Annotated in this window: 13 protein-coding genes; 8 read left to right on the forward strand and 5 right to left on the reverse strand. The window is 63.7% G+C overall.

From position 1 onward, the window contains the following. The first annotated feature begins 6 nt into the window (after positions 1-6). The 8 genes from AC1D05_RS03765 (at position 7) to AC1D05_RS03800 (ending at position 12,451) form a co-directional block, all read left to right on the forward strand. Positions 7-1,335 (forward strand): FMN-binding glutamate synthase family protein, encoded by a 1,329-nt coding sequence (locus tag AC1D05_RS03765; protein ID WP_027034102.1) that lies wholly within the window; start codon positions 7-9, stop codon positions 1,333-1,335. Positions 1,336-1,369: 34 nt separating this feature from the next. Then, entirely contained in the window at positions 1,370-2,677 is a 1,308-nt protein-coding gene (gene glnT / locus AC1D05_RS03770; RefSeq protein ID WP_477438329.1) for a type III glutamate--ammonia ligase, read from the forward strand. A 36-nt stretch (positions 2,678-2,713) separates the two neighbouring features. After that, positions 2,714-3,967 (forward strand): sarcosine oxidase subunit beta family protein, encoded by a 1,254-nt coding sequence (locus AC1D05_RS03775; RefSeq protein ID WP_477438331.1) that lies wholly within the window; start codon positions 2,714-2,716, stop codon positions 3,965-3,967. Between the two features lie 10 nt (positions 3,968-3,977). Then, a complete protein-coding gene (locus tag AC1D05_RS03780; protein WP_477438333.1) occupies positions 3,978-4,253 on the forward strand; it encodes a sarcosine oxidase subunit delta in 276 nt (91 codons plus the stop codon). After that, positions 4,253-7,234 carry a sarcosine oxidase subunit alpha gene (locus AC1D05_RS03785; RefSeq protein ID WP_477438335.1) on the forward strand — a complete coding sequence of 994 codons (2,982 nt, stop codon included), beginning with the start codon at positions 4,253-4,255 and terminating at the stop codon, positions 7,232-7,234. The genes AC1D05_RS03780 and AC1D05_RS03785 overlap by 1 nt, the downstream gene beginning before the upstream one ends. Beyond that, positions 7,227-7,850: a sarcosine oxidase subunit gamma gene (locus AC1D05_RS03790; protein ID WP_477438337.1), complete on the forward strand. Its 624-nt coding sequence runs from the start codon at positions 7,227-7,229 to the stop codon at positions 7,848-7,850. Before AC1D05_RS03785 ends, AC1D05_RS03790 begins: the two co-directional genes overlap by 8 nt. 269 nt (positions 7,851-8,119) lie before the next feature. Beyond that, positions 8,120-10,489: a DUF1989 domain-containing protein gene (locus tag AC1D05_RS03795; protein ID WP_477438339.1), complete on the forward strand. Its 2,370-nt coding sequence runs from the start codon at positions 8,120-8,122 to the stop codon at positions 10,487-10,489. A 252-nt stretch (positions 10,490-10,741) separates the two neighbouring features. Continuing rightward, positions 10,742-12,451, forward strand: coding sequence for an APC family permease (locus AC1D05_RS03800; protein WP_477438341.1), 1,710 nt, complete (start codon positions 10,742-10,744; stop codon positions 12,449-12,451). A gap of 73 nt (positions 12,452-12,524) precedes the next feature. Here the strand turns inward: AC1D05_RS03800 and AC1D05_RS03805 are convergent, their stop codons facing one another. From AC1D05_RS03805 to AC1D05_RS03825, 5 genes are all read right to left on the reverse strand, one after another. Continuing rightward, positions 12,525-13,880 (reverse strand): LLM class flavin-dependent oxidoreductase, encoded by a 1,356-nt coding sequence (locus AC1D05_RS03805; protein WP_477438343.1) that lies wholly within the window; start codon positions 13,878-13,880, stop codon positions 12,525-12,527. Between the two features lie 190 nt (positions 13,881-14,070). After that, positions 14,071-17,211 carry an efflux RND transporter permease subunit gene (locus tag AC1D05_RS03810; protein WP_477438345.1) on the reverse strand — a complete coding sequence of 1,047 codons (3,141 nt, stop codon included), beginning with the start codon at positions 17,209-17,211 and terminating at the stop codon, positions 14,071-14,073. Between the two features lie 243 nt (positions 17,212-17,454). After that, positions 17,455-18,579, reverse strand: a complete 1,125-nt coding sequence (locus AC1D05_RS03815; protein WP_477439097.1) for an efflux RND transporter periplasmic adaptor subunit — start codon at positions 18,577-18,579, stop codon at positions 17,455-17,457. Positions 18,580-18,651: 72 nt separating this feature from the next. Next, positions 18,652-19,260 (reverse strand): TetR/AcrR family transcriptional regulator, encoded by a 609-nt coding sequence (locus AC1D05_RS03820; protein WP_477438347.1) that lies wholly within the window; start codon positions 19,258-19,260, stop codon positions 18,652-18,654. A gap of 187 nt (positions 19,261-19,447) precedes the next feature. Then, on the reverse strand, positions 19,448-21,088 hold the full coding sequence (locus AC1D05_RS03825; RefSeq protein WP_477438349.1) for an acyl-CoA synthetase: 1,641 nt from the start codon (positions 21,086-21,088) through the stop codon (positions 19,448-19,450). Positions 21,089-21,224 lie beyond the last annotated feature (136 nt).

The raw sequence follows: 21,224 nt of genomic DNA on the forward strand, positions 1-21,224 counted from the left end.
GGCAGCATGACCTATCGCAACCCGCCGACGACGCCGCGCAAATCCGCGACCTTCGACGACTACACGCTTTCCGAAATCCGCCGCGCCGCCGCGACCGGCATCTATGATATCAGGGGCGCCGGCGCCAAGCGCAAGCTGCCGCATTTCGACGACCTGCTGTTCCTCGGCGCCTCGATCTCGCGCTATCCGCTCGAAGGCTACCGCGAGCGCTGCGACACCAGCGTGGTGCTGGGTTCGCGCCATGCCAAGAAGCCGATCGAGCTGAAAATCCCGATCACCATTGCCGGCATGAGCTTCGGCTCGCTGTCCGGTCCCGCCAAGGAAGCGCTCGGGCGCGGCGCGACGCTGTCGGGCACTTCGACCACGACGGGCGATGGCGGCATGACCGAGGAAGAGCGCGGCCATTCCAAGCAACTGGTCTATCAATATTTGCCCTCGCGCTATGGCATGAATTTGCGCGATTTGCGTCGCGCCGATGCGATCGAAGTCGTTGTCGGCCAGGGCGCCAAGCCGGGCGGCGGCGGCATGCTGCTCGGCCAGAAAATCTCCGATCGCGTCGCCGAGATGCGCACGCTGCCGAAAGGCATCGACCAGCGCTCGGCCTCGCGTCACCCCGACTGGACCGGCCCGGACGATCTCGAGATCAAGATCCTCGAACTGCGTGAAATCACCGACTGGGAAAAGCCGATCTACGTCAAGGTCGGCGGCGCCCGCCCCTATTATGATACCGCCCTGGCGGTGAAGGCCGGCGCCGATGTCGTCGTCGTCGACGGCATGCAGGGCGGCACAGCGGCGACGCAGGAAGTGTTCATCGAAAATGTCGGCCAGCCGACACTTGCCTGCATCAGGCCAGCCGTGCAGGCGCTGCAGGATCTCGGCATGCACCGCAAGGTGCAGCTGATCATTTCGGGCGGCATCCGCAATGGCGCCGATGTCGCCAAAGCGCTGGCGCTTGGTGTCGACGCGGTGTCGATCGGCACCGCGGCTCTGGTCGCGCTCGGCGACAACGATCCCCGCTGGGAGGCGGAGTACAACGAGCTCGGCACGACGGCCGGGGCCTATGACGACTGGCACGAGGGCCGCGACCCCGCCGGCATCACCACCCAGGACCCGGAGCTGATGAAGCGGGTCGACCCGGTGGCCGCCGGTCGCCGGCTGGCGAACTACCTCAAGGTGATGACGCTGGAGGCTCAAACCATTGCCCGCGCCTGCGGCAAGAACAGCCTGCACAATCTCGAGCCCGAAGATCTCGTCGCGCTCACCATCGAAGCCGCCGCCATGGCCGGCGTGCCGTTGGCCGGCACCAACTGGATACCGGGGAAAAACGGCTTCTAAAAACAGCATCCAAAGACATAAGCGAGGAATTATAATGGGGAACGATCTCGCCGCATTCGCCAAACAGAACGGCGTCAAATATTTCATGATTTCCTACACCGACCTGTTCGGTGGCCAGCGCGCCAAGCTGGTGCCGGCGCAGGCGATCGCCGATATGCAGAAGGATGGCGCCGGCTTTGCCGGTTTCGCCACCTGGCTGGATCTCACGCCGGCGCATCCCGACATGCTGGCGGTGCCGGATCCAGACTCGGTCATCCAGTTGCCATGGAAAAAGGAGGTGGCCTGGGTCGCCGCCAACTGCATCATGGACGACAAGGAGGTCGACCAGACGCCGCGCAACACGCTGAGGCGGCTGATTGCGGAGGCCGCCGGCGACGGCATGCATGTCAAGACCGGCGTCGAGGCCGAGTTCTTCCTGATCTCGCCGGACGGCAGCGTTATATCAGACCAGTACGACACGGCCTCGAAGCCCTGCTACGATCAGCAAGCGGTGATGCGCCGCTACGATGTCATCGCCGAGATCTGCGACCATATGCTGGCGCTGGGATGGAGCCCCTACCAGAACGACCACGAGGATGCCAACGGCCAGTTCGAGATGAACTGGGCCTTCGACGACGCGCTGGCGACCGCCGACAAGCACTCCTTCTTCAAATTCATGGTCAGGTCGGTCGCCGAAAAGCACGGCCTGCGCGCCACCTTCATGCCCAAGCCCTTCCAGGGCCTGACCGGCAATGGCTGCCACGCCCATATCTCGGTGTGGGACAAGGCAGGCAAGACCAACGTCTTTGCCGACAATGCGATGGAACTCGGCCTTTCGGCCAAGGGCAAGAATTTCCTCGGCGGCATCATGAAGCACGCCTCGGCCTTGGCCGCCATCACCAACCCGACGGTCAATTCCTACAAGCGCATCAACGCGCCGCGCACCATCTCGGGCGCGACCTGGGCGCCGAACACGGTGACCTGGACCGGCAACAACCGCACCCATATGGTGCGCGTGCCAGGCCCAGGCCGCTTCGAGCTGCGGCTGCCCGACGGTGCCGCCAACCCTTACCTGCTGCAGGCAGTCATCATTGCCGCCGGTCTCGACGGCATCCGCTCCAAGGCCGATCCCGGCAAGCGCTACGACATCGACATGTACCAGCATGGGCACACGGTGAAGGGCGCGCCAAAACTGCCGCTCAACCTGCTCGACGCGCTGCGCGAGTTCGACAAGGACAAATCGCTCAAGGCGGCGCTGGGTGAGGAATTCTCGTCGGCTTATCTAAAGCTGAAGCACCAGGAATGGAATTCCTATGCTTCGCACTTCACGCAATGGGAGCGCGACCACACGCTGGATATCTGATGTCCGGTTTGGGGCGAGCGACCTCGGAATGAACGTATGAAATACTCGATCTTCTCGCTCGCCCGTGCCGCCTTGTCCGGCCACAAGAACTGGCAGCGCACCTGGCGCGACGCCACGCCGAAGGATCGCTACGACGTGGTGATCATCGGCGGTGGCGGCCATGGCCTGGCCACCGCCTGGTTCCTCGCCAGCGAATACGGCATCAAGAATGTCGCGGTGCTCGAGAAGGGCTGGATCGGTTCCGGCAATGCCGGCCGCAACACCACCATCATCCGCTCCAATTACGGCCTGCCCGGCAACACCGGCTTCTACGAATTGTCGATGAAGCTGTGGGAACGGATGGAGCAGGACCTCAACTACAATTCGATGGTCAGCCAGCGCGGCGTCATCAACCTCTACCATTCCGATGCGCAACGCGACGCCTATGCGCGGCGCGGCAACACCATGCGCATCAACGGCATCGACGCCGAACTGCTCGACCTCGCCGCGGTCAAGAAGATGATACCGTTCCTGAACTACGACAATGCGCGTTTCCCCGTGCAAGGCGGATTGCTGCAGCGGCGCGGCGGCACGGCGCGGCACGACGCCGTGGTCTGGGGCTATGCGCATGCGGCGAGCGGGCTCGGCGTCGACATCATCCAGAATTGCGAGGTCACCGGCTTTGTCAGGGACGCCAATGGCAAGGTGACTGGTGTCGAGACGTCGCGTGGCAAGATCGGCGCCGGCAAGGTCGGCATGGCCGTCGCCGGCTCATCGTCGCGCGTCGCTGATATGGCGGGCTTGCGCCTGCCGATCGAAAGCCATGTGCTGCAGGCCTTCGTTTCCGAGGCGATCAAGCCGCTGATCCCCGGAGTCATGACCTTCGGCGCCGGCCATTTCTATGTCAGCCAGTCCGACAAGGGCGGCCTTGTCTTCGGCGGTGACATTGACGGCTACAATTCCTACGCCCAGCGCGGCAACATGCCCGTGATGGAGGATGTCTGCGAGGGCGGCATGGCGCTGATGCCGATGATCGGCCGCGTGCGGCTCTTGCGCCAGTGGGGCGGCATCATGGACATGTCTATGGACGGCTCGCCGATCATCGACAAGACGCCCGTCGACGGCCTCTATCTCAATGCCGGCTGGTGCTATGGCGGCTTCAAGGCGACGCCGGGTTCAGGCTTTGTCTTTGCCCATCTTCTGGCCCGCGACACACCGCACGAGGAGGCAGCGCGGTTCCGCCTCGACCGCTTCCGGACTGGTGCCATGATCGACGAAAAGGGCCAGGGCGCCCAACCGAACCTGCACTGAGGACGGTCACATGCGCATCACCTGTCCCTTCTGCGGCGAACGCGAACTCGGCGAGTTCACCTATCTCGGCGACGCCAAGCCGGTGCGGCCGGCAGCCGGCGCCTCGGAAGACGAGGTGTTCGACTATGTCTATCTGCGCGACAATGTCGCCGGCGTGATGAGCGAGAATTGGTACCATGGCGGCGGCTGCCGGGCCTGGCTGAAGGTCACCCGCAACTCGCTGACGCATGAGATTTCTTCGGTTGAGCCGGCTGTGGGCGCCGGCGCCGCGAAGGTTGGCGCGTGATGGCCGGCGCGCAGACAAACCGGCTGGACAGCGGCGGTCTCATCGACCGCTCGGCGCCGCTGAATTTCCGCTTCGACGGCAAGAGCTTTTCCGGCTTCCAGGGCGACACGCTGGCGTCGGCGCTCGTTGCCAATGGCGTCAAGCTGGTCGGCCGCTCGTTCAAGTATCACCGCCCGCGCGGCATCCTGACAGCAGGCTCGGAAGAACCCAACGCGCTGGTTGAGCTGCGCACCGGCGCCCGGCGCGAGCCGAACACCAAGGCGACGACCGCCGAGCTCTATGAAGGGCTGGAGGCCGCCAGCCAGAACCGTTGGCCGTCGCTGCGCCACGATGTGATGTCGGTCAACCAGCTGTTCGCGCCGATCTTCGTCGCCGGCTTCTACTACAAGACCTTCATGTGGCCGGCGAAATTCTGGGAAGCGATCTACGAGCCGGCGATCCGCCGCGCCGCCGGTCTCGGTCGGGCTTCAGGCGTCGCCGATCCCGACCACTACGACAAGGCGTGGGCGCATTGCGATGTGCTGATCGCCGGTTCCGGTGCGGCCGGTCTGGCAGCAGCATTGGCTGCCGGCCGCAGCGGCGCCCGCGTCATCCTATGCGAGGAAGATTTCACGCCTGGCGGGCGGCTGCTATCGGATGGCGGTACGATCGACGGCCTACCGGCAACCGATTGGCTGTCGCGGACACTGGCCGAGCTGGGTTCGATGCCCGATGTTCGCATCATGACCCGCACGACGCTGTTCGGTGTCTATGACGGTGGCACCTATGGTGCGCTGGAGCGGGTCAATGACCACCTGCCCTCTCCGCCCGAGCACCAGGTGCGCCAACGGCTGTGGCGGATCGTGGCCAAGCGCTGCGTCGTTGCCGCTGGCGCCATCGAACGTCCCATCGTCTTCGCCGGCAATGACACGCCCGGCGTGATGATGGCTTCCGCGATGCGGACCTATGTCGCGCGCTATGCCGCCGCTCCTGCAAAGCGGGTCGCGCTGTTCACCAACAATGAAGATGGCTGGCGCACGGTCGAGACGGCGCTTGGCGCGGGGCTGCAAATCGCGGCGGTGATCGACGCGCGGCCAGACGTTTCGTCGGCACATCGCTCGCTGGCCTCCAAGAATGGGTTCACGATACTCCACGGCTCCGTCAGCGGCGTCGACGGCGGCAAGGATGGCGTGCGGAAAATCGCGGTGTCGCTGACCGGCGGCGCGCGCGCCGAAGTCGAGGCCGACGGGCTTGCGGTTTCAGGTGGCTGGAATCCCGCGGTCGGGCTGACCTCCTATCATCGCGGCCGGCCGAAATGGCGCGACGATATCGCTGCCTTCGTGCCCGACGGCGCGCCTCCCGGCATGGTCGCCGCCGGTGCCGCCAACGGTGCCTTCGGCCTTGGCGCCTGCCTGGCTGAAGGGTTCGCCGCAGGTGCAGCGGCGGCACGTGATGCTGGGCGTGCCGGCAAGACCGGCTCAGCACCAGTCGCGGACGACGAGGCCTTTTCGTTGGCGCCGCTCTGGCACGTTGCCGGCAAGGGCAAGGCCTTTGTCGACTACCAGCACGATGTCACCGCCTCCGACATCGAACTTGCCCAACGCGAAGGTTTTGAATCGGTCGAGCATCTGAAGCGCTACACCACGCTCGGCATGGCGACCGACCAGGGCAAGACCTCGAACGTCGCCGGACTCGCGATCATGGCTGCTGTCAGCGGCCGGTCCATTCCCGAGACGGGCACGACGATCTACCGACCTCCTTACGTACCCGTCGCCATCGGCGCCTTCGCCGGCCACCATCGCGACGAGACTTTCCATGCGACGCGGCTGACGCCGTCGCATCACTGGGCCGCCGAACAGGGCGCGATCTTCGTCGACACTGGTCTGTGGAAGCGGGCGCAATGGTATCCGCGCGCCGACGAGAAGGACTGGCTGGTATCCGTCACCCGCGAGGTCAAGGCGGTGCGAAGCGGCGTTGGCTTCTGCGACGTCTCGACGCTCGGCAAGATCGACGTGCACGGTCCGGATGCTGGCGCCTTCCTCGACCGCGTCTATATCAACACCTTCTCCAATCTCGCCGTGGGAAAAGCCCGTTACGGGCTGATGCTGCGCGAGGACGGCATCGTCTATGATGACGGTACGACATCGCGGCTGGCCGAGGATCATTATTTCCTGACCACCACCACGGCCAAGGCCGGGCTGGTGATGCAGCATCTCGAATTCTGCCGGCAGGTGCTGTTCCCAGAACTCGACGTGCAGCTGACCTCCGTCTCCGACCAATGGGCGCAATTCTCGATCGCGGGACCGAAGACCCGCGACCTGCTCAAGGAGATCGTCGATTCTGCGGAAGACCTTTCCAACGAAGGTTTCCCATTCATGGGCGCGCGCGAAGTCGCTTTGCGCGGCGGCATCAAGGCGCGGCTGTTCCGCATCTCCTTCTCCGGCGAAATGGCGTTCGAGATTTCGGTGCCGGCGCGCTACGGCGAGGCGATGGCGCGCAATCTGATGCTTGCAGGAGAACCGCTCGGCGTGACGCCTTATGGCACCGAGGCGCTCGGCGTGATGCGCATCGAGAAGGGTCACATCGCCGGACCGGAACTGAGCGGCACAACGACGGCCGCCGACCTTGGTCTCGGCAAGATGATGTCGACCAAGAAAGACTATATCGGCCGCGTCATGGCCGGGCGCGAGGCGCTGGTGGCGCCGGATCGCCAGGTCGTGGTCGGCATCAAGCCGACCGACAAGGCACGCCGGCTGCGCTCCGGTGCGCACATCATCCCGAAAGGGCAGACACCTGGGCCACGCAACGACCAGGGTTACGTCACCTCGGTCTGCTTTTCGCCGACATCAGACCAATGGATCGGGCTGGCGCTTGTCGAGCGCGGCCGCGAACGCGTCGGCGAGATCGTCCATGCGCACGATCCGATCCGCGGCGAAGACTATGATGTCGAACTCTGCAATCCCGTCTTCTACGATCCGGATGGAGGGCGCCAGCGTGGCTGAGTTTTCCTGGGACGTCCGCAGCCCGCTAGAGCAGGCGCTTGTCGCCGGTGCGCATGGCGCGCGTGGTGACGCCGGCGTGACGCTGACCGAGATCCGCAATTTCGAGCTGGTGCAGGTGATGGCGCGGCGTGGCAAGGCGGCGGAGATGGCCAAGGCTGCGAAGAGCAGGTTCGGTGTTGCTGCTCCGGAAGCACCAAAGGCGGTTGGGGGTGCCCACGCCACGCTGATCTGGTCGGGACCGGACCAGTTTTTTGTGCTGTCGAAGGACGGCAAGCATGCAGCTGGGGCACTTACCCAAGCGTTTGCGGCCTCTGCTTCGCTGTCCGACCAATCACATGCGCGGGTGCTGATCAGCATCTCCGGCGCCAAGGCGCGGGCGATGTTGGCCAAGCTGTCGTCGATTGATCTGCACCCCGATGCGTTCGCGGTTGGTGCGGCGGCGGCAACCTCGATGGACCACACCAGCGTCACGCTCTGGCGTGGGAATGATCGAGATGGATTGGCCGTGTTCAACGTTCTGGTGTTCGCGACTTTCGCTGAAAGCCTGTGGCACACGATGCTCGACTCGGCTGCGGAGTATGGCGTGGCGATCAATCATTCCGAGGAACTGGCGTAGCGCTTGTGCGCGGCTCTTCCTTCTCCCCTTGCGGGAGAAGGTGGATCGGCGCGCAGCGACGAGACGGATGAGGGGTGTTCCAGCGAAGTGAGACGTTCGCTTTCCCTGGAGCACCCCTAATCCGTCGCCTTCGGTGACACCTTCTCCCACAGGGGGAGAAGGGGCAGCTTACATCACCTCCGCCTTGCCAAACTCAACCGCGCTGCTATTCTTGCTGCTAAAATAATTTCACACACAGGCAAACTTGTTTCTCGAACAGCAAGGCTGAGATGAGCCAATCGCCCTACCCCGCCGTCGCATCTGGACCGCCGCGCCCGAGCCTCATCCTGAGGCCCGGCCAGATCGCGCTGCCGCCGGGCATGGAGCGTTACACGATCCAGGGCAATGGTGCGGTGCTGATCGAGGTCGAGGCGGGCGATACGATCACGGTGCGCAATGTCGAGGGCGGCCAGGCGTGCGAGCTGCTGGCCTGGGACACCGCAGGCGCGACCGATCCCGGCATCTTCGGTGAAAAATCCAACAGCAATGCCGCCGGCATCAAGGCACTGCTTGCCGAGGGCGACGACAGTATCGGCGCGTTGCGGCGCGGCATTGCGCGCCGGCAGGTGCAGCTCGACCAGGCCAAGGCGGTGCGCGTGTTCGGCGCCACCACGCCTGCCGGTACGGAACAGGCTTTCACGGCCACGCGCGACGGCTCGATGGTCATCGCCGCGCCCGGCGGGCCGATGCTGGTCGATGGCCACGACACGGCAACGCCGCTTACCGTCATCGTGCGGCGCGCCACAATCCGCCTGAAGGCAAAATCGCAGTTGGCCGAACCGCTCGCCGATCCGGTGCTCGACCTGCGCGTCCATTCGGCGACCGCCGAATCCTATTTCGTCAAGGCCGGCGACTATCTGCAGATCATCGATGTCGACGGGCGCCAGTGCACCGACTTCCAGTGCTTTTCGGCGCGCAAGCTGGACAGGGGCCTCGACCATCCGCTCGACGTGACGACGACACGCACGCTGATGGGCGCCAGCTATCCGATGCCCGGCCTGCATTCGAAATATTACGACCAGGACATGGAGCCGCTGGTCGAAGTCGTGCAGGACACATGCGGCCGGCACGACGCCTTCGCGCTGGCTTGTGCGGCCAAATATTACGACGACATCGGCTATCCCGGCCACACCAACTGCTCGGAGAATTTCAACGGCGCTCTGACCGGCAAGGGCGTCACGCCCCGCGCCGGCTGGATGGCGATCAACTTCTTCTTCAACACGGCGATCGACGCGCATGGTGTCATGGTGTCCGACGAGCCGTGGTCACGCGCCGGCGACTATGTCCTCCTGCGCGCACTGACCGACATCGTCTGCGTGTCCTCCGCCTGCCCCGACGACACGACGCCGGCCAATGGCTGGGATCTCACCGACATCCATGTGCGAACCTATTCCGGCCAGCACAAATTCTCGCGAGCGATCGCCAGACGCATGACGCCCGATTCGGAACCGAAAATGACCCGCGAGACCGCCTTTCATTCGAGCTTCGCCAAGCACACCCGCAACTTTTCGGAGTACAAGGGCTATTGGCTGGCCAATTCCTTCGCCAAAGAAGGCCTCATCGCCGAATACTGGGCCTGCCGGCAGGATGCCGTGATCATGGACCTGTCACCGCTGCGTAAGTTCGAAGTGACCGGCCCGGACTCCGAAGCGCTGCTGCAATACACGCTGACCCGCGATGTCAAGAAACTCGGCGTCGGCCAGGTCGTCTATTCCGCCATGTGTTACGAGCATGGCGGCATGATCGACGACGGCACGCTGCTGCGGCTCGGCAAGGACAATTTTCGCTGGGTCGGCGGCGACGATCTGTCCGGCGAGTGGCTGCGCGAGACCGCCAAAAAGCTCGGGCTCAATGTGCTGGTGCGCTCATCGACCGACCAGATGCACAATGTCGCCGTGCAGGGTCCGAAGAGCCGCGACATCCTCAGGGAAGTGATCTGGACGTCGCCATTGCAGCCGTCGATCGATGAGCTCGAATGGTTCCGCTTCGCCGTCGCGCGCATCGGCGGCGGCAATGGCATTCCGGTCGTCGTCTCGCGCACCGGCTATACCGGCGAGCTTGGCTACGAGATCTGGTGCCATCCGCGCGACGCCGAAAAAGTGTTCGACGCCATCTGGGAGGCCGGCCAGCCGCATGGGCTGAAGCCGATGGGCCTGCAGGCTCTCGACATGGTGCGCATCGAGGCCGGACTGATCTTTGCCGGTTACGAATTTTCCGACCAGACCGACCCGTTCGAGGCCGGCATCGGCTTCACCGTGCCGCTGAAGAGCAAGACCGACGATTTCATCGGCCGCGAGGCGCTGATCCGGCGCAAGGAGAACCCGCAGAACAGACTGGTCGGGCTCGACATCGACAGCAATGTCGCGGTCGGCCATGGCGACTGCGTCCATGTCGGCCGCGCCCAGATCGGCGTTGTCACCTCGGGCATGCGTTCGCCGGTACTGAACAAGAACATCGCGCTGGCAAGGCTCGACGTCACCCACGCGGCTATCGGCACGGAGGTCGAGATCGGCAAGCTCGACGGCCATGCCAAACGGCTGCCGGCGCGAGTCGTCGCCTTCGCCCATTACGATCCGCAGAAGACCAGACCGCGCTCCTGAGCGCCGCCTTCGGACAGGCAAACCGGCCTGTCGGTCATCCCTCCGGCCGCATTGGCGGCCGCGCGCGCAAGCGTGATGTGCACGGTTTCACAAAACGCTTGACGTGAAAGCGCGCTGGATCAATCTTCACTCTTAAGAAAAAAATGCGACTGAGTGGAAACACCGGAGTCGTGCGGTCATGTGCCGGGGAGCAAGCTTCGCAAAGCCGAGGCATCGCCGGCGGGGAACACTGGAAAAGGGGAAGTCACTGACATGAGCACTATAAGCACGGCCCTTGAGCAGCCTGCCGAAAGCAAGCTGCTCAGGCATATCGACTGGCGCGGCGCCTTCTGGGTGGCAAGCGGCGTTCCGGCGCTGGTCCTGTTTTCGATCGGCGGCATCGCTGGCACGACGGGGACGCTGGCCTTCCTGATCTGGACGGTGTCCATGATCATGGGCTTCCTGCAATCCTTCACTTATGCCGAGATCGCCGGCCTGTTCCCGAACAAGTCGGGCGGCGCCTCGATCTATGGCGCCACCGCCTGGCTGCGCTATTCCAAATTCATCGCACCGCTGTCGGTGTGGTGCAACTGGTTCGCCTGGTCGCCGGTGCTGTCGCTCGGCTGCTCGATCGCCGCCGCCTATATCCTCAACGCGCTGGCGCCGGTGCCGCTGTTCACCGAGACCTCGGCCGAAGTCGTCGCCTATATCGCGGCGCACGCCGGAACGGCGCCTGCCGACGCCATCACGGCGGTGACTGCAGCCGCGACCCCGGCGATCCGCAACTGGACGCTGTACAGCCACACGCTGGGTCCGGTCTCCTTCACCTTCAATGCGACCTTCTTCATCGGCGCGGTGCTGATGCTGATCATCTTCTCGATCCAGCATCGCGGTATCCTCGGCACCGCCAATGTGCAGAAGTACATCGGCCTGCTGGTCATCATCCCGATGCTGATCGTCGGCGTCGTGCCGATCGTCACCGGTCAGATCAACTGGGCCAATTTCTCGCCGCTGGTGCCGCTGGCCGCCGCCTATGCGCCCGAGCCGGGCGCCTGGAACATCGCCGGCTGGACGCTGGTGCTCGGCGGCATGTTCATCGCCGCCTGGTCGACCTACGGCTTTGAAACCGCCGTCTGCTACACATCCGAGTTCAAGAACCCCGGCACCGACACCTTCAAGGCCATCTTCTATTCCGGCCTGCTTTGCATGCTGCTGTTCATCCTGGTGCCCTTCACCTTTCAGGGCGTGCTAGGCCTGAACGGCATGCTGGCGACACCGATCGTCGACGGCTCCGGCGTTGCAGACGCTCTGGCCGGCATGGTCGGTGGGGGCGCGCTGATCCACAGCCTGCTGGTGATGCTGATGATCCTGGCGCTGGTGCTCTGCATCATGACGGCGATGGCAGGCTCCTCGCGCACGCTCTATCAGGGTTCCGTGGATGGCTGGCTGCCGCGCTATCTCAGCCACGTCAACGAGCATGGCGCGCCGACGCGGGCGATGTGGACCGATCTCGTCTTCAACCTGATCGTGCTGGCGATCGCCTCGGCCGACGCGACGAGCTTCTTCTTCATCCTCGCCGTGTCGAACTGCGGCTACATCATCTTCAACTTCCTCAACCTCAATGCCGGCTGGATCCATCGCATCGACAACGGCCATATCGCGCGGCCCTGGAAGGCGCCGAGCTGGTTGTTGGGGATCGGGGCGATCTTCGCCTATGTCAATGCGATCTTCATGGGCGCCGGCGCCAAGGTGTGGAACCCGATGGCGCTGTGGGCCGGGCTGATCACCGCGGCGCTGATCATCCCGGTGTTCTGCTTCCGCCACTACATCCAGGACAAGGGCAAATTCCCCGACCACATGCTGGCCGATCTCGGCATGACGGGCGCCGACCTCGCGGTCAAGAAAGCGGGAATGCTGCCCTATCTGACGCTGATCGCCGGTGTTGTGGTGATGCTGCTCGCCAACTGGTACTTCGTCATCTGACGCAGCGACTTAAACATGATCGGGCGCGCTTCGGCGCGCCCGATGTTTTTCGGCCACCGGCCGGAGCCTTACGTCAACCAGCCTTGCGGACAGCCGCTTTCAGGTCTTCGAAGAACCGGTTGGGCGGCCGCTTCAGGCCGAGATTCTCACGCAGCGTCGATCCCTCATACTCGCGCCTGAAGAGCTCTCGCCGCTGCAGTTCGGGCACCACCTTCTCGGCAAAATCGTCGAGCCCGGCGGGCAGATAGGGAAACATGATGTTGAAACCATCGGACCCCTCAGTGACCAGCCACTCCTCCATCTCGTCGGCTATGGTTTGCGGCGTGCCGACGAAAGCGAGGCCGGAATAGCCGCTCAGCCTCTGGGCAAGCTGGCGCACGGTCAGGTTTTCGTTCCGGGCCAGCTCAATGACCCGCTCGCGGCTGCTCTTCGAGGCATTGGTCTCCGGTATCTCCGGCAGGGTGGCGTCGGGATCAAAGGCCGACGCGTCATGTCCAAGCGCGATCGACAACGAGGCAATGCCGCTCTCGTAATAGACCAGGCTGTCGAGCTTCGCCCGCTTGGCCCGCGCTTCGTCGACGCTGTCGCCGACGATGACGAAGGCACCAGGCAGGATCTTGATATCGTCGCGCGAGCGGCCGAGTTTTTGGGCCCGGCCCTTGACGTCGGCAAAGAAGCGTTGGCCGGCGGCAAGATCGCCATGGGCGGCGAAAATCACCTCGGCCGTCTCGGCGGCCAGTTGGCGCCCCGCCTCCGAGGCACCAGCCTGGACGATAACCGGCCAGCCCTGCACGGGGCGCGCGATGTTGAGCGGGCCGCGCACGGAGAGGTGCTCGCCCTTGTGGTCCAGCACATGCAGTTTGGCCGGATCGAAATAGAGCCCGCTTTCGGCGTCGCGGATGAACGCATCGTCGGCAAAACTGTCCCACAGTCCGGTGACGACATCGTAGAACTCCCGCGCCATGTGATAGCGCTCGTCATGCTCGACATGTTCGTCGAGGCCGAAGTTCAGTGCGGCATCAGGATTGGACGTGGTGACGATGTTCCAGCCGGCTCGCCCACCGCTGATATGATCCAGCGACGCGAAACGGCGGGCGATGTGATAGGGCGCGTCGAAGGTCGTCGACGCTGTGGCGACCAGCCCGATATGGTCGGTAACGGCGGCAAGCGCCGACAGCAGCGTGAACGGCTCGAACGAGGTCACCGTGTGGCTGCGCCGCAGCGCCTCGATCGGCATGTTGAGCACGGCCAGATGATCGGCCATGAAGAAGGCGTCGAACTTCGCCGCCTCCAGTGTCTGCGCGAAGCGCTTCAGATGCGCGAAGTTGAAGTTGGCGTCGGGATAGGCGCCGGGATAGCGCCAGGCGCCGGTGTGCAGGCTGACCGGGCGCATGAAGGCGCCGAGCCGCAATTGCCGTTTTTCTGCCATGGGAAGACACCCTGATGAGGACGAGCGTTGCCGCTCCATATAGCGCAGGATGGGACCGCTTTGCGGTCCTGGGAAGGAATTCTGTTTTGCAGAATCCGCTCCGGAGAGCATTTTCATCGGCGTGACGGACCAGCCGTCATACGGCATCATCCGCCATCGCGCCGACGGCGGATGATGCGATAGAACCGCTCTATTCCGCGGCCAGGGCCAGTTGCGGCCGCTCGGCGGGCAGCTCCGGCTCGGGCGCCTGCTCACTATTCATTACCTTCTTCGGCTCGCGGCCGAAGAACAGGGCGTAGCCTGCCGGCAGCACCAGAATGGTCAGCACGGTGGCGACCATGATGCCGCCCATCATGGCGTAGGCGAGCGGCCCCCAGAACACGGCGCGCGAGATCGGGATCAGCGCCAGCACCGCCGTCATCGCCGTCAGCACGATCGGCCGGAAACGCCGGACAGCCGAGCCGATGATCGCTTCGGAGCGTTCCATGCCTCTGGCGATGTCCTGATCGATCTGATCGACCAGGATGATCGAGTTGCGCATGATGATGCCGAGCAGCGCGATGACGCCGAGGATGGCGACGAAGCCGAACGGCGCGCCACTGATCAGCAATGCCGCGGCAGCGCCGATAATGCCGAGCGGACCGGTGGCCAGCACAAGCATCGCCTTGCCGAAGTTCTGCAGCTGGATCATCAAGAGCACGACGATGATGGCCAGCATGATCGGCGCCTTGGCGGCGATGGAAGCCTGGCTTTCGGCCGAGTCCTCGGCACCGCCCTGGATCTCGATCTTGTAGCCGGGCGCCAGGCCGTCGCGCAGGCCCTGCATGTCCTTGTACATCTTGGTGACGACGTCGTTGGACTGCATGCCATCAGGCAGCGTGGCGCGCACGCTGATGGTCGGCAGGCGGTCACGGCGCCACTCGATACCTTGATCGAGCACGGGAACCACCTCGGCCACCTGCGACAGCGGCACGAAGCCGCCGAAATCGGTCGGGATATAGACCGAGTCGACCGAGGACAGCAGGCTGCGGCTGGCATCCGGCTCGCGAGCGACGATGGAGACCGTCTCCTCGCCGTCGCGGAAGTTGTCGAGCGGCGCGCCGGACATCGATGCCTGCAGCATCTGGCGGATGCGCTGTGAGGTGACGCCGAGCGCACGGGCACGATCCTGGTCGATTACCAGTTTCATTGCCGGCACGGGTTCGAGCCAATCGTCGTGGACCGCGCCCAGCAGCGGATCCTCACGGAACTTAGCCTTCACCTGGTCGGCGATGCGGCGCACTTCCTGGCGATCCGGGCCCATGACGCGCATCTGCACCGGCCAGCCGGTCGGCGGGCCGAGGAACAGGCGGTCGACCTTGCCACGGATCGACGGGAAGTCTTCGGCCAGAACGGTGCGCAGCTTGACGATCAGCCGCTCGCGCGCCGGCTCGTCATTGGCCATCACCAGCATCTGGGCGAAGTTCGGGTTGGCGAGCTGCTGGTCGAGTGGCAGGAAGAAACGGGGCGCGCCTTCGCCGATATAGGTGGCGATGAAGCGCTTGTCCTTGTCGTCCATCATCTTGGTTTCAAGCGCCTTGGCCTGCGTCTCGACCTCCTTAATGCTGGTGCCTTCTGGCAGCCAGAGATCGACGAGGATTTCCGGCCGTGACGATTGCGGGAAGAAGTTCTGCGGGATGAACTGGAACGCCCACAGGCTGGTCCCGAAGGTCACCAGCGTCATCACCAGAACGATGATGCGATGGCGCACCGCCCAGCCGACCGTGGCGCGAAGCCGGCGGTAGAAGCGCGTGTCGAAGGCATCATGATGGCTGCCGGCATGCTTGCGCTGCTTGAGGATCATGTAGCCGAGCCACGGCGTGAAATAGACCGCGACGAACCATGACACGATCAGCGCGATGCCGACGACATAAAACAGCGTGCGCACATATTCGCCGGCCGTCGAGGCGGCAAAGCCAACCGGGATAAAGCCAGCGGTGGTGATCAGCGTGCCGGTCAGCATCGGGAAGGCAGTTGAGGAATAGGCGAAGCTCGCGGCCTCGATCTTGACCAGCCCCTCCTCCAGCTTGCGCTCCATCATCTCGACGACGATCATGGCGTCGTCGACGAGCAGGCCGAGCGCGATGATCAGGGCGCCCAGCGAAATGCGCTGCAGGTCGATGCCGAGCTCGTACATGATGGCGAAGGTGGCTGCCAGAACCAGCGGAATGGCGATGGCGATGACCAGGCCTGAACGCCAGCCGATCGACAGGAACGAGACGACGAGCACGATCAGCAGCGCTTCGCCGAGCGCATGCATGAATTCGGCCACCGCATCCGTGACGACGCCCGGCTGGTCGGAAATCTGATCGACCGACACACCATAAGGCAGCGCCTCCTCGAAGCGCTTGTAGGTCGCTTCGACGTCGTTGCCGACATCGGTAACCTTGAAGCCCTTGGCCATGACGACGCCGAGTTGCACACTGTCATGACCGTTGAAACGGTATTTGCGCTGGAAGGGATCTTCGAGCCCTGATGTCACCGTGGCGATGTCGCCGAGCCGGGTGACCTGGCCACCGGCGCGCAGGCGCAATTCCCTGATGTCGGCTGCCTTGGTGACGTCACCTTCGACGGAGATGCGCACCGAATTCACACCAGTGTCGACGGACCCGGCCGGATCGACATTGTTCTGGCCCTTGATCGCGTTCTGCAGGTCGGTCAGCGTCAGGCCGCGCTCGGCGAGCGCCTTGGACGAAACGTCGATGTAGAGTTTTTCCGGCTGGTCGCCGATGATGACCGCCTTCTCGACGCCGGGCGTCGTCAACAGCATGTCACGCGCCTGGATGGCGAATTTCTTCAGCTCGGGATAGGAGAAACCGTCACCGCTGATCGAATGCAGCGTGATGAAGGTGTCGCCGAACTCATCGTTGAAATAGGGGCCGAGCAGGCCTTGCGGCAGGTCACCTGAGATGTCGCCGACCTTCTTGCGCACCTGATAGAAGGCGTCCGTCACCTCGGCGGCATTGGTGTCGCCCTTGATCTGCACGGTGATGATGGCGCTGCCGGCGCGGGTGAAGGAGCGCACGAAGTCGAGATGCGGCGTTTCCTGCAGCTTGCGCTCGATCTTGTTGACGACCTGGTCTTCCATCTCCTTGATCGAGGAGCCCGGCCAGATCGCCTGCACGACCATGACCCGGAAGGTGAAGTCGGGGTCTTCCTTCTGGCCCATGCGCATCAGGCCGAGCGCACCGGCGATGATGATCAGCCCGAACAGGAAGCGCGCGATGGAGGGGTGGCCGATCGCCCAGCGCGACAGATTGAAAGGCCGCTTTTCTTCAGTGGAGGTCGTCATCGGTGCTGATCCACTTTGCTTGGTTGCCGGCGCCTGGTGCTTCGAAGAAGCGCGGCGCGCGAAACGAAATCATCTGCGTTCGATCTGGCTTCCGGGCGGCGAGGCCTTCCAAGTGGAGAGACACTCATCGCGGTGGGACGCGAAGATCGATGCGGGGGGACATCGGCCTTGACGTCTCGACCTTCGGGCGCACGCCGCCCGGAAACCTGCGGCCGCGGGAACGCGCGGCCAACCTGTCTGTCGTCAGCGCAGCTGGCTGGCGTCCTGGCCCTCGGCGGAGGCGGATTGCTGCGCCACGCCGCCGGCAAGCTTAACCTTCAGATTCTCGGTCATGAACTGCGTGCCGGCGGCGACCACGATGTCACCGGGCTTCAATCCTTCAGTGACACGCACGCCATCGGCGGCGAACTCGGCGACCTTGACCGGGCGGGCATGAACGGTGTCGGCGCCACGATCGACGGTCCAGACGATCGACTGGCTGTCTTTCTCGGCCAACGCGCTCAGCGGGATCGATACGAGCTGCTTTTCATTGGCCGCCGAAGCTTCGATATTGGCGGTCATGCCGAGCAGCACGCGCGGATCGTTGGGCAGGCTGACGCGGACGGCGAAAGTGCGCGACTGCGTATCCGCGCTGCCGGCGACTTCGCGGACCTTGCCGTCTAGCGCCAGCGTGTTGTCGGACCAGAATCCTGCCTTGACTGACTTGCCCGGCTTGAATTCGGCGATTTCCATTTCCGGCACCGCGATCAGCACTTCCTTTTCACCGTCGACCGCGACGGTGACCACCGGCGTGCCGGAGCCAACCACCTGGCCGACATCGGCATTGACCGCCGTGACGATGCCGTCCTTGTCGGCCTTGAGGTCGGTATAGCCAACCTGGTTCTTGGCCTGGTCAAGTGACGAACGGGCGGAGTCGCGTGTGGCAACCGCCTGGTCATAGGTCAACGTCGCCTGTTCGAGCTGCGATTTTGGTGAAAAATTCTTGGCGAAAAGCTGCTCGGCGCGCTTGCGGGCAAGCTCTGTCGTCTCGACCTGACGCTCGGCGGCATCGAGTGTAGCCTGCGCGCTCTTGACCGAGAGGTCGTAGTCGGTGGGATCGATGCGGGCGAGCACATCGCCCGGCGCCACATGCTGCCCGATGTCGACCAGGCGCTCGGTGATCTTGCCGTTGACCCGGAACGCCAGGGCGCTTTCGGTACGGGCCCGCACCGAACCGGAATAGGAAAGCATGCGGGTGTCATGCGCCTGGGCGATCTCGACGACCTTGACCGGGCGGATGATATCCTTGACTTCGGCTTTTTCCTGGCTGCAGCCGGCGAGAGCGAGCGCCGCGACGAACAAGCCCGCGACCGGCAACCGGCTGATGATGGAATGGGACAAAGACACCTTGGCACTCCCGAACTGGAGATGAACTGTCGACCGGCGCCCGGCGGGCGGCGGCTATTTCTTCAGGGCCTTGATCGCATAGTCGATCAGGTCGTCGGGCATCGCCCGGTTGGTCTTGGCGAGGCACTGCGCCACCATCTGCGGATGGCACAGGATGACGGTGGCGGCGCCGAAGCAGCGTGAAGCGATCACCGGATCCTGCTCGACGAACTCGCCGGTCTCGATGCCGTCGCGGATCACCTCAGCGAACAGATCGTGAATGCTGTCGACATGCTTGTCGATGACGCCCCAGTCGCGTTCGAGCGCGACGATGACCATCTCATGGACCTTCTGCTCGTCGAGCATGGTCTCCAGCGTCATCTTGTATTGCGCATGAATGTAGCGACGAAGCCGCTCCTCGGCGCCGATCGGCAGGTGCATGATCTCGTAGGCCATCTTGTAGCTGGCGCCGAGCATGCGGCCGCAGACCGCCTGGTGGATTTCGACCTTGGAGGCGAAGAAACGGTAAATGTTGGCCGGCGACATGCCGAGTTCGCGGGCAATGTCGGCGACATTGGTCTTGCCGTAGCCATAGTGCCGGAACAGCCGCTCGGCACAGTCGAGAATGCGTGTCACATTCTCCTGCCTGGCGGCATCGACGACTATGTTGGCGGCTTCGGACATGGCTCTTTCATTTGACAAGTGACGAATTTCAATTTTCGTCAGTCGTAAATTGAAGAAAGCAGGATGTCAACGCGAAATCGGCGTACGCGTACAAGATAGTGACAGATGGTGACATCCAACAGACGTCACCAAGCGGCCGAAGGATGTGGGCAACTCAGAATTTTTTTTGCAAGGGGCCGTCGTCGCTTCAAGCGAGTTTGGCCATTTCCCGCAGCCGGAACTTCTGGATCTTTCCGGTCGAGGTCTTCGGTATCTCCGCGAAAATCACCGCTTTCGGCACTTTGAAGCGGGCAAGCAGCGCGCGGCAGTGCTCGATGATCTCGGCCTCGGTCGCGACCTTGCCGGGCTTCAACTCGACATAGGCGACCGGCACCTCGCCCCATTTGTCATCCGCGCGGGCAACCACACCGCATGACGCCACAGCCGGGTGCTTGTAGAGCGCATCCTCGACCTCGATCGACGAAATGTTCTCGCCGCCGGATATGATGATGTCCTTGGAGCGGTCCTTGAGCTGGATATAGCCATCGGGATGCATGACGCCGAGATCGCCGGAATGGAACCAGCCGCCAGCGAAGGCTTCGTCGCTGGCCTTGCGATTCTTGAGATAGCCCTTCATGACGATGTTGCCGCGGAACATGACCTCTCCTATGGTCTGGCCGTCGGCCGGTGTCGTCCGCATCGTCTCGGGGTCCATGATGGTAAGCCCTTCGAGCGCGGCATAGCGCACGCCCTGCCGCGCCTTCTTGGCGCTGCGCTCGCCCTTTGCGAGACCGTCCCATTCGCTGTGCCATTCGTTGACCACCGCCGGACCATAGGTCTCGGTCAGGCCGTAGAGATGGGTGACGGCAAAGCCGGCATCGGCCATGCCCGACAGCACGGCTTCGGGCGGTGGGGCGGCCGCGGTGTTGAAGGTCACGGTCTGGGCGAACGTTCGCTTGTCCTCGTCCTTCGCGTTGATCAGCACCGACATGACGACCGGAGCGCCGCAGAGATGGGTGACGCCATGATCGGCGATGGCGTCGTAGATCGGCTTCGGCCGCACCCAGCGCAGGCAGACATGGGTGCCGGCCTGGACGGCGAGCGTCCAGGGAAAACACCAGCCATTGCAGTGGAACATCGGCAGCGTCCAGAGATAGACGGCGTGCTTGGCCATGCCGGCATGGATGGTGTTGGTGTAGGCCATCAGGGCGGCACCGCGATGATGGTAGACGACGCCCTTCGGATTGCCTGTCGTGCCTGATGTGTAGTTGAGCGAGATGGCGTCCCATTCATCGTCGGGCATCGACCAGGCGAAATCCTCGTCACCGCCAGTGACAAAATCATCGTAGTCGAGCGCGCCGATGCGCTCGCCCTTCGGATAGGGCGCGTCGGTGGCGTAGTCGGGATCGTCATAGTCGATGACCAGCGGCTTGACCTTTGCCAGATCGAGCGCTTGCCGGACGACGCCTGAGAATTCGCGGTCGACGATCAGCACCTTGGCTTCGGCGTGGTCGAGCTGGAAGGCGATGACCGCGGCATCGAGGCGGGTGTTGAGCGAGTGCAGCACCGCCTTGGTCATCGGCACGCCGAAATGCGCCTCCAGCATCGGCGGCGTGTTGGACAGCATGACGGTGACCGTGTCGCCCTTGCCGATGCCGCGCTTTTGCAGCGCCGAGGCGAGCTTCAAGGAGCGGCGCCAGAAGTCACGATAGGAGATGCGCTGGCGGCCATGGATGATGGCGATGTGGTCAGGATAGGTTTTGGCCGCGCGCTCCAGATAGGTGAGCGGCGTCAGCGGCTGGTGGTTCGCCGCATTCCTGTCGAGATCCTGTTCGTAGGAATTGCCCATCCCGTCCTCCCCAAAGTCCTTTTCGAGCTTTCTAACCTTAGGGCTCTCATCAGGCCATCCCCCTGAATGGCCGAAAATGCTATGCTATCCAGGCTTTATAGAATGGCGATCCCATATGCGCCTGGCAGCTAGGCGA

Source organism: Mesorhizobium sp. P2_E9 (assembly GCF_056403815.1).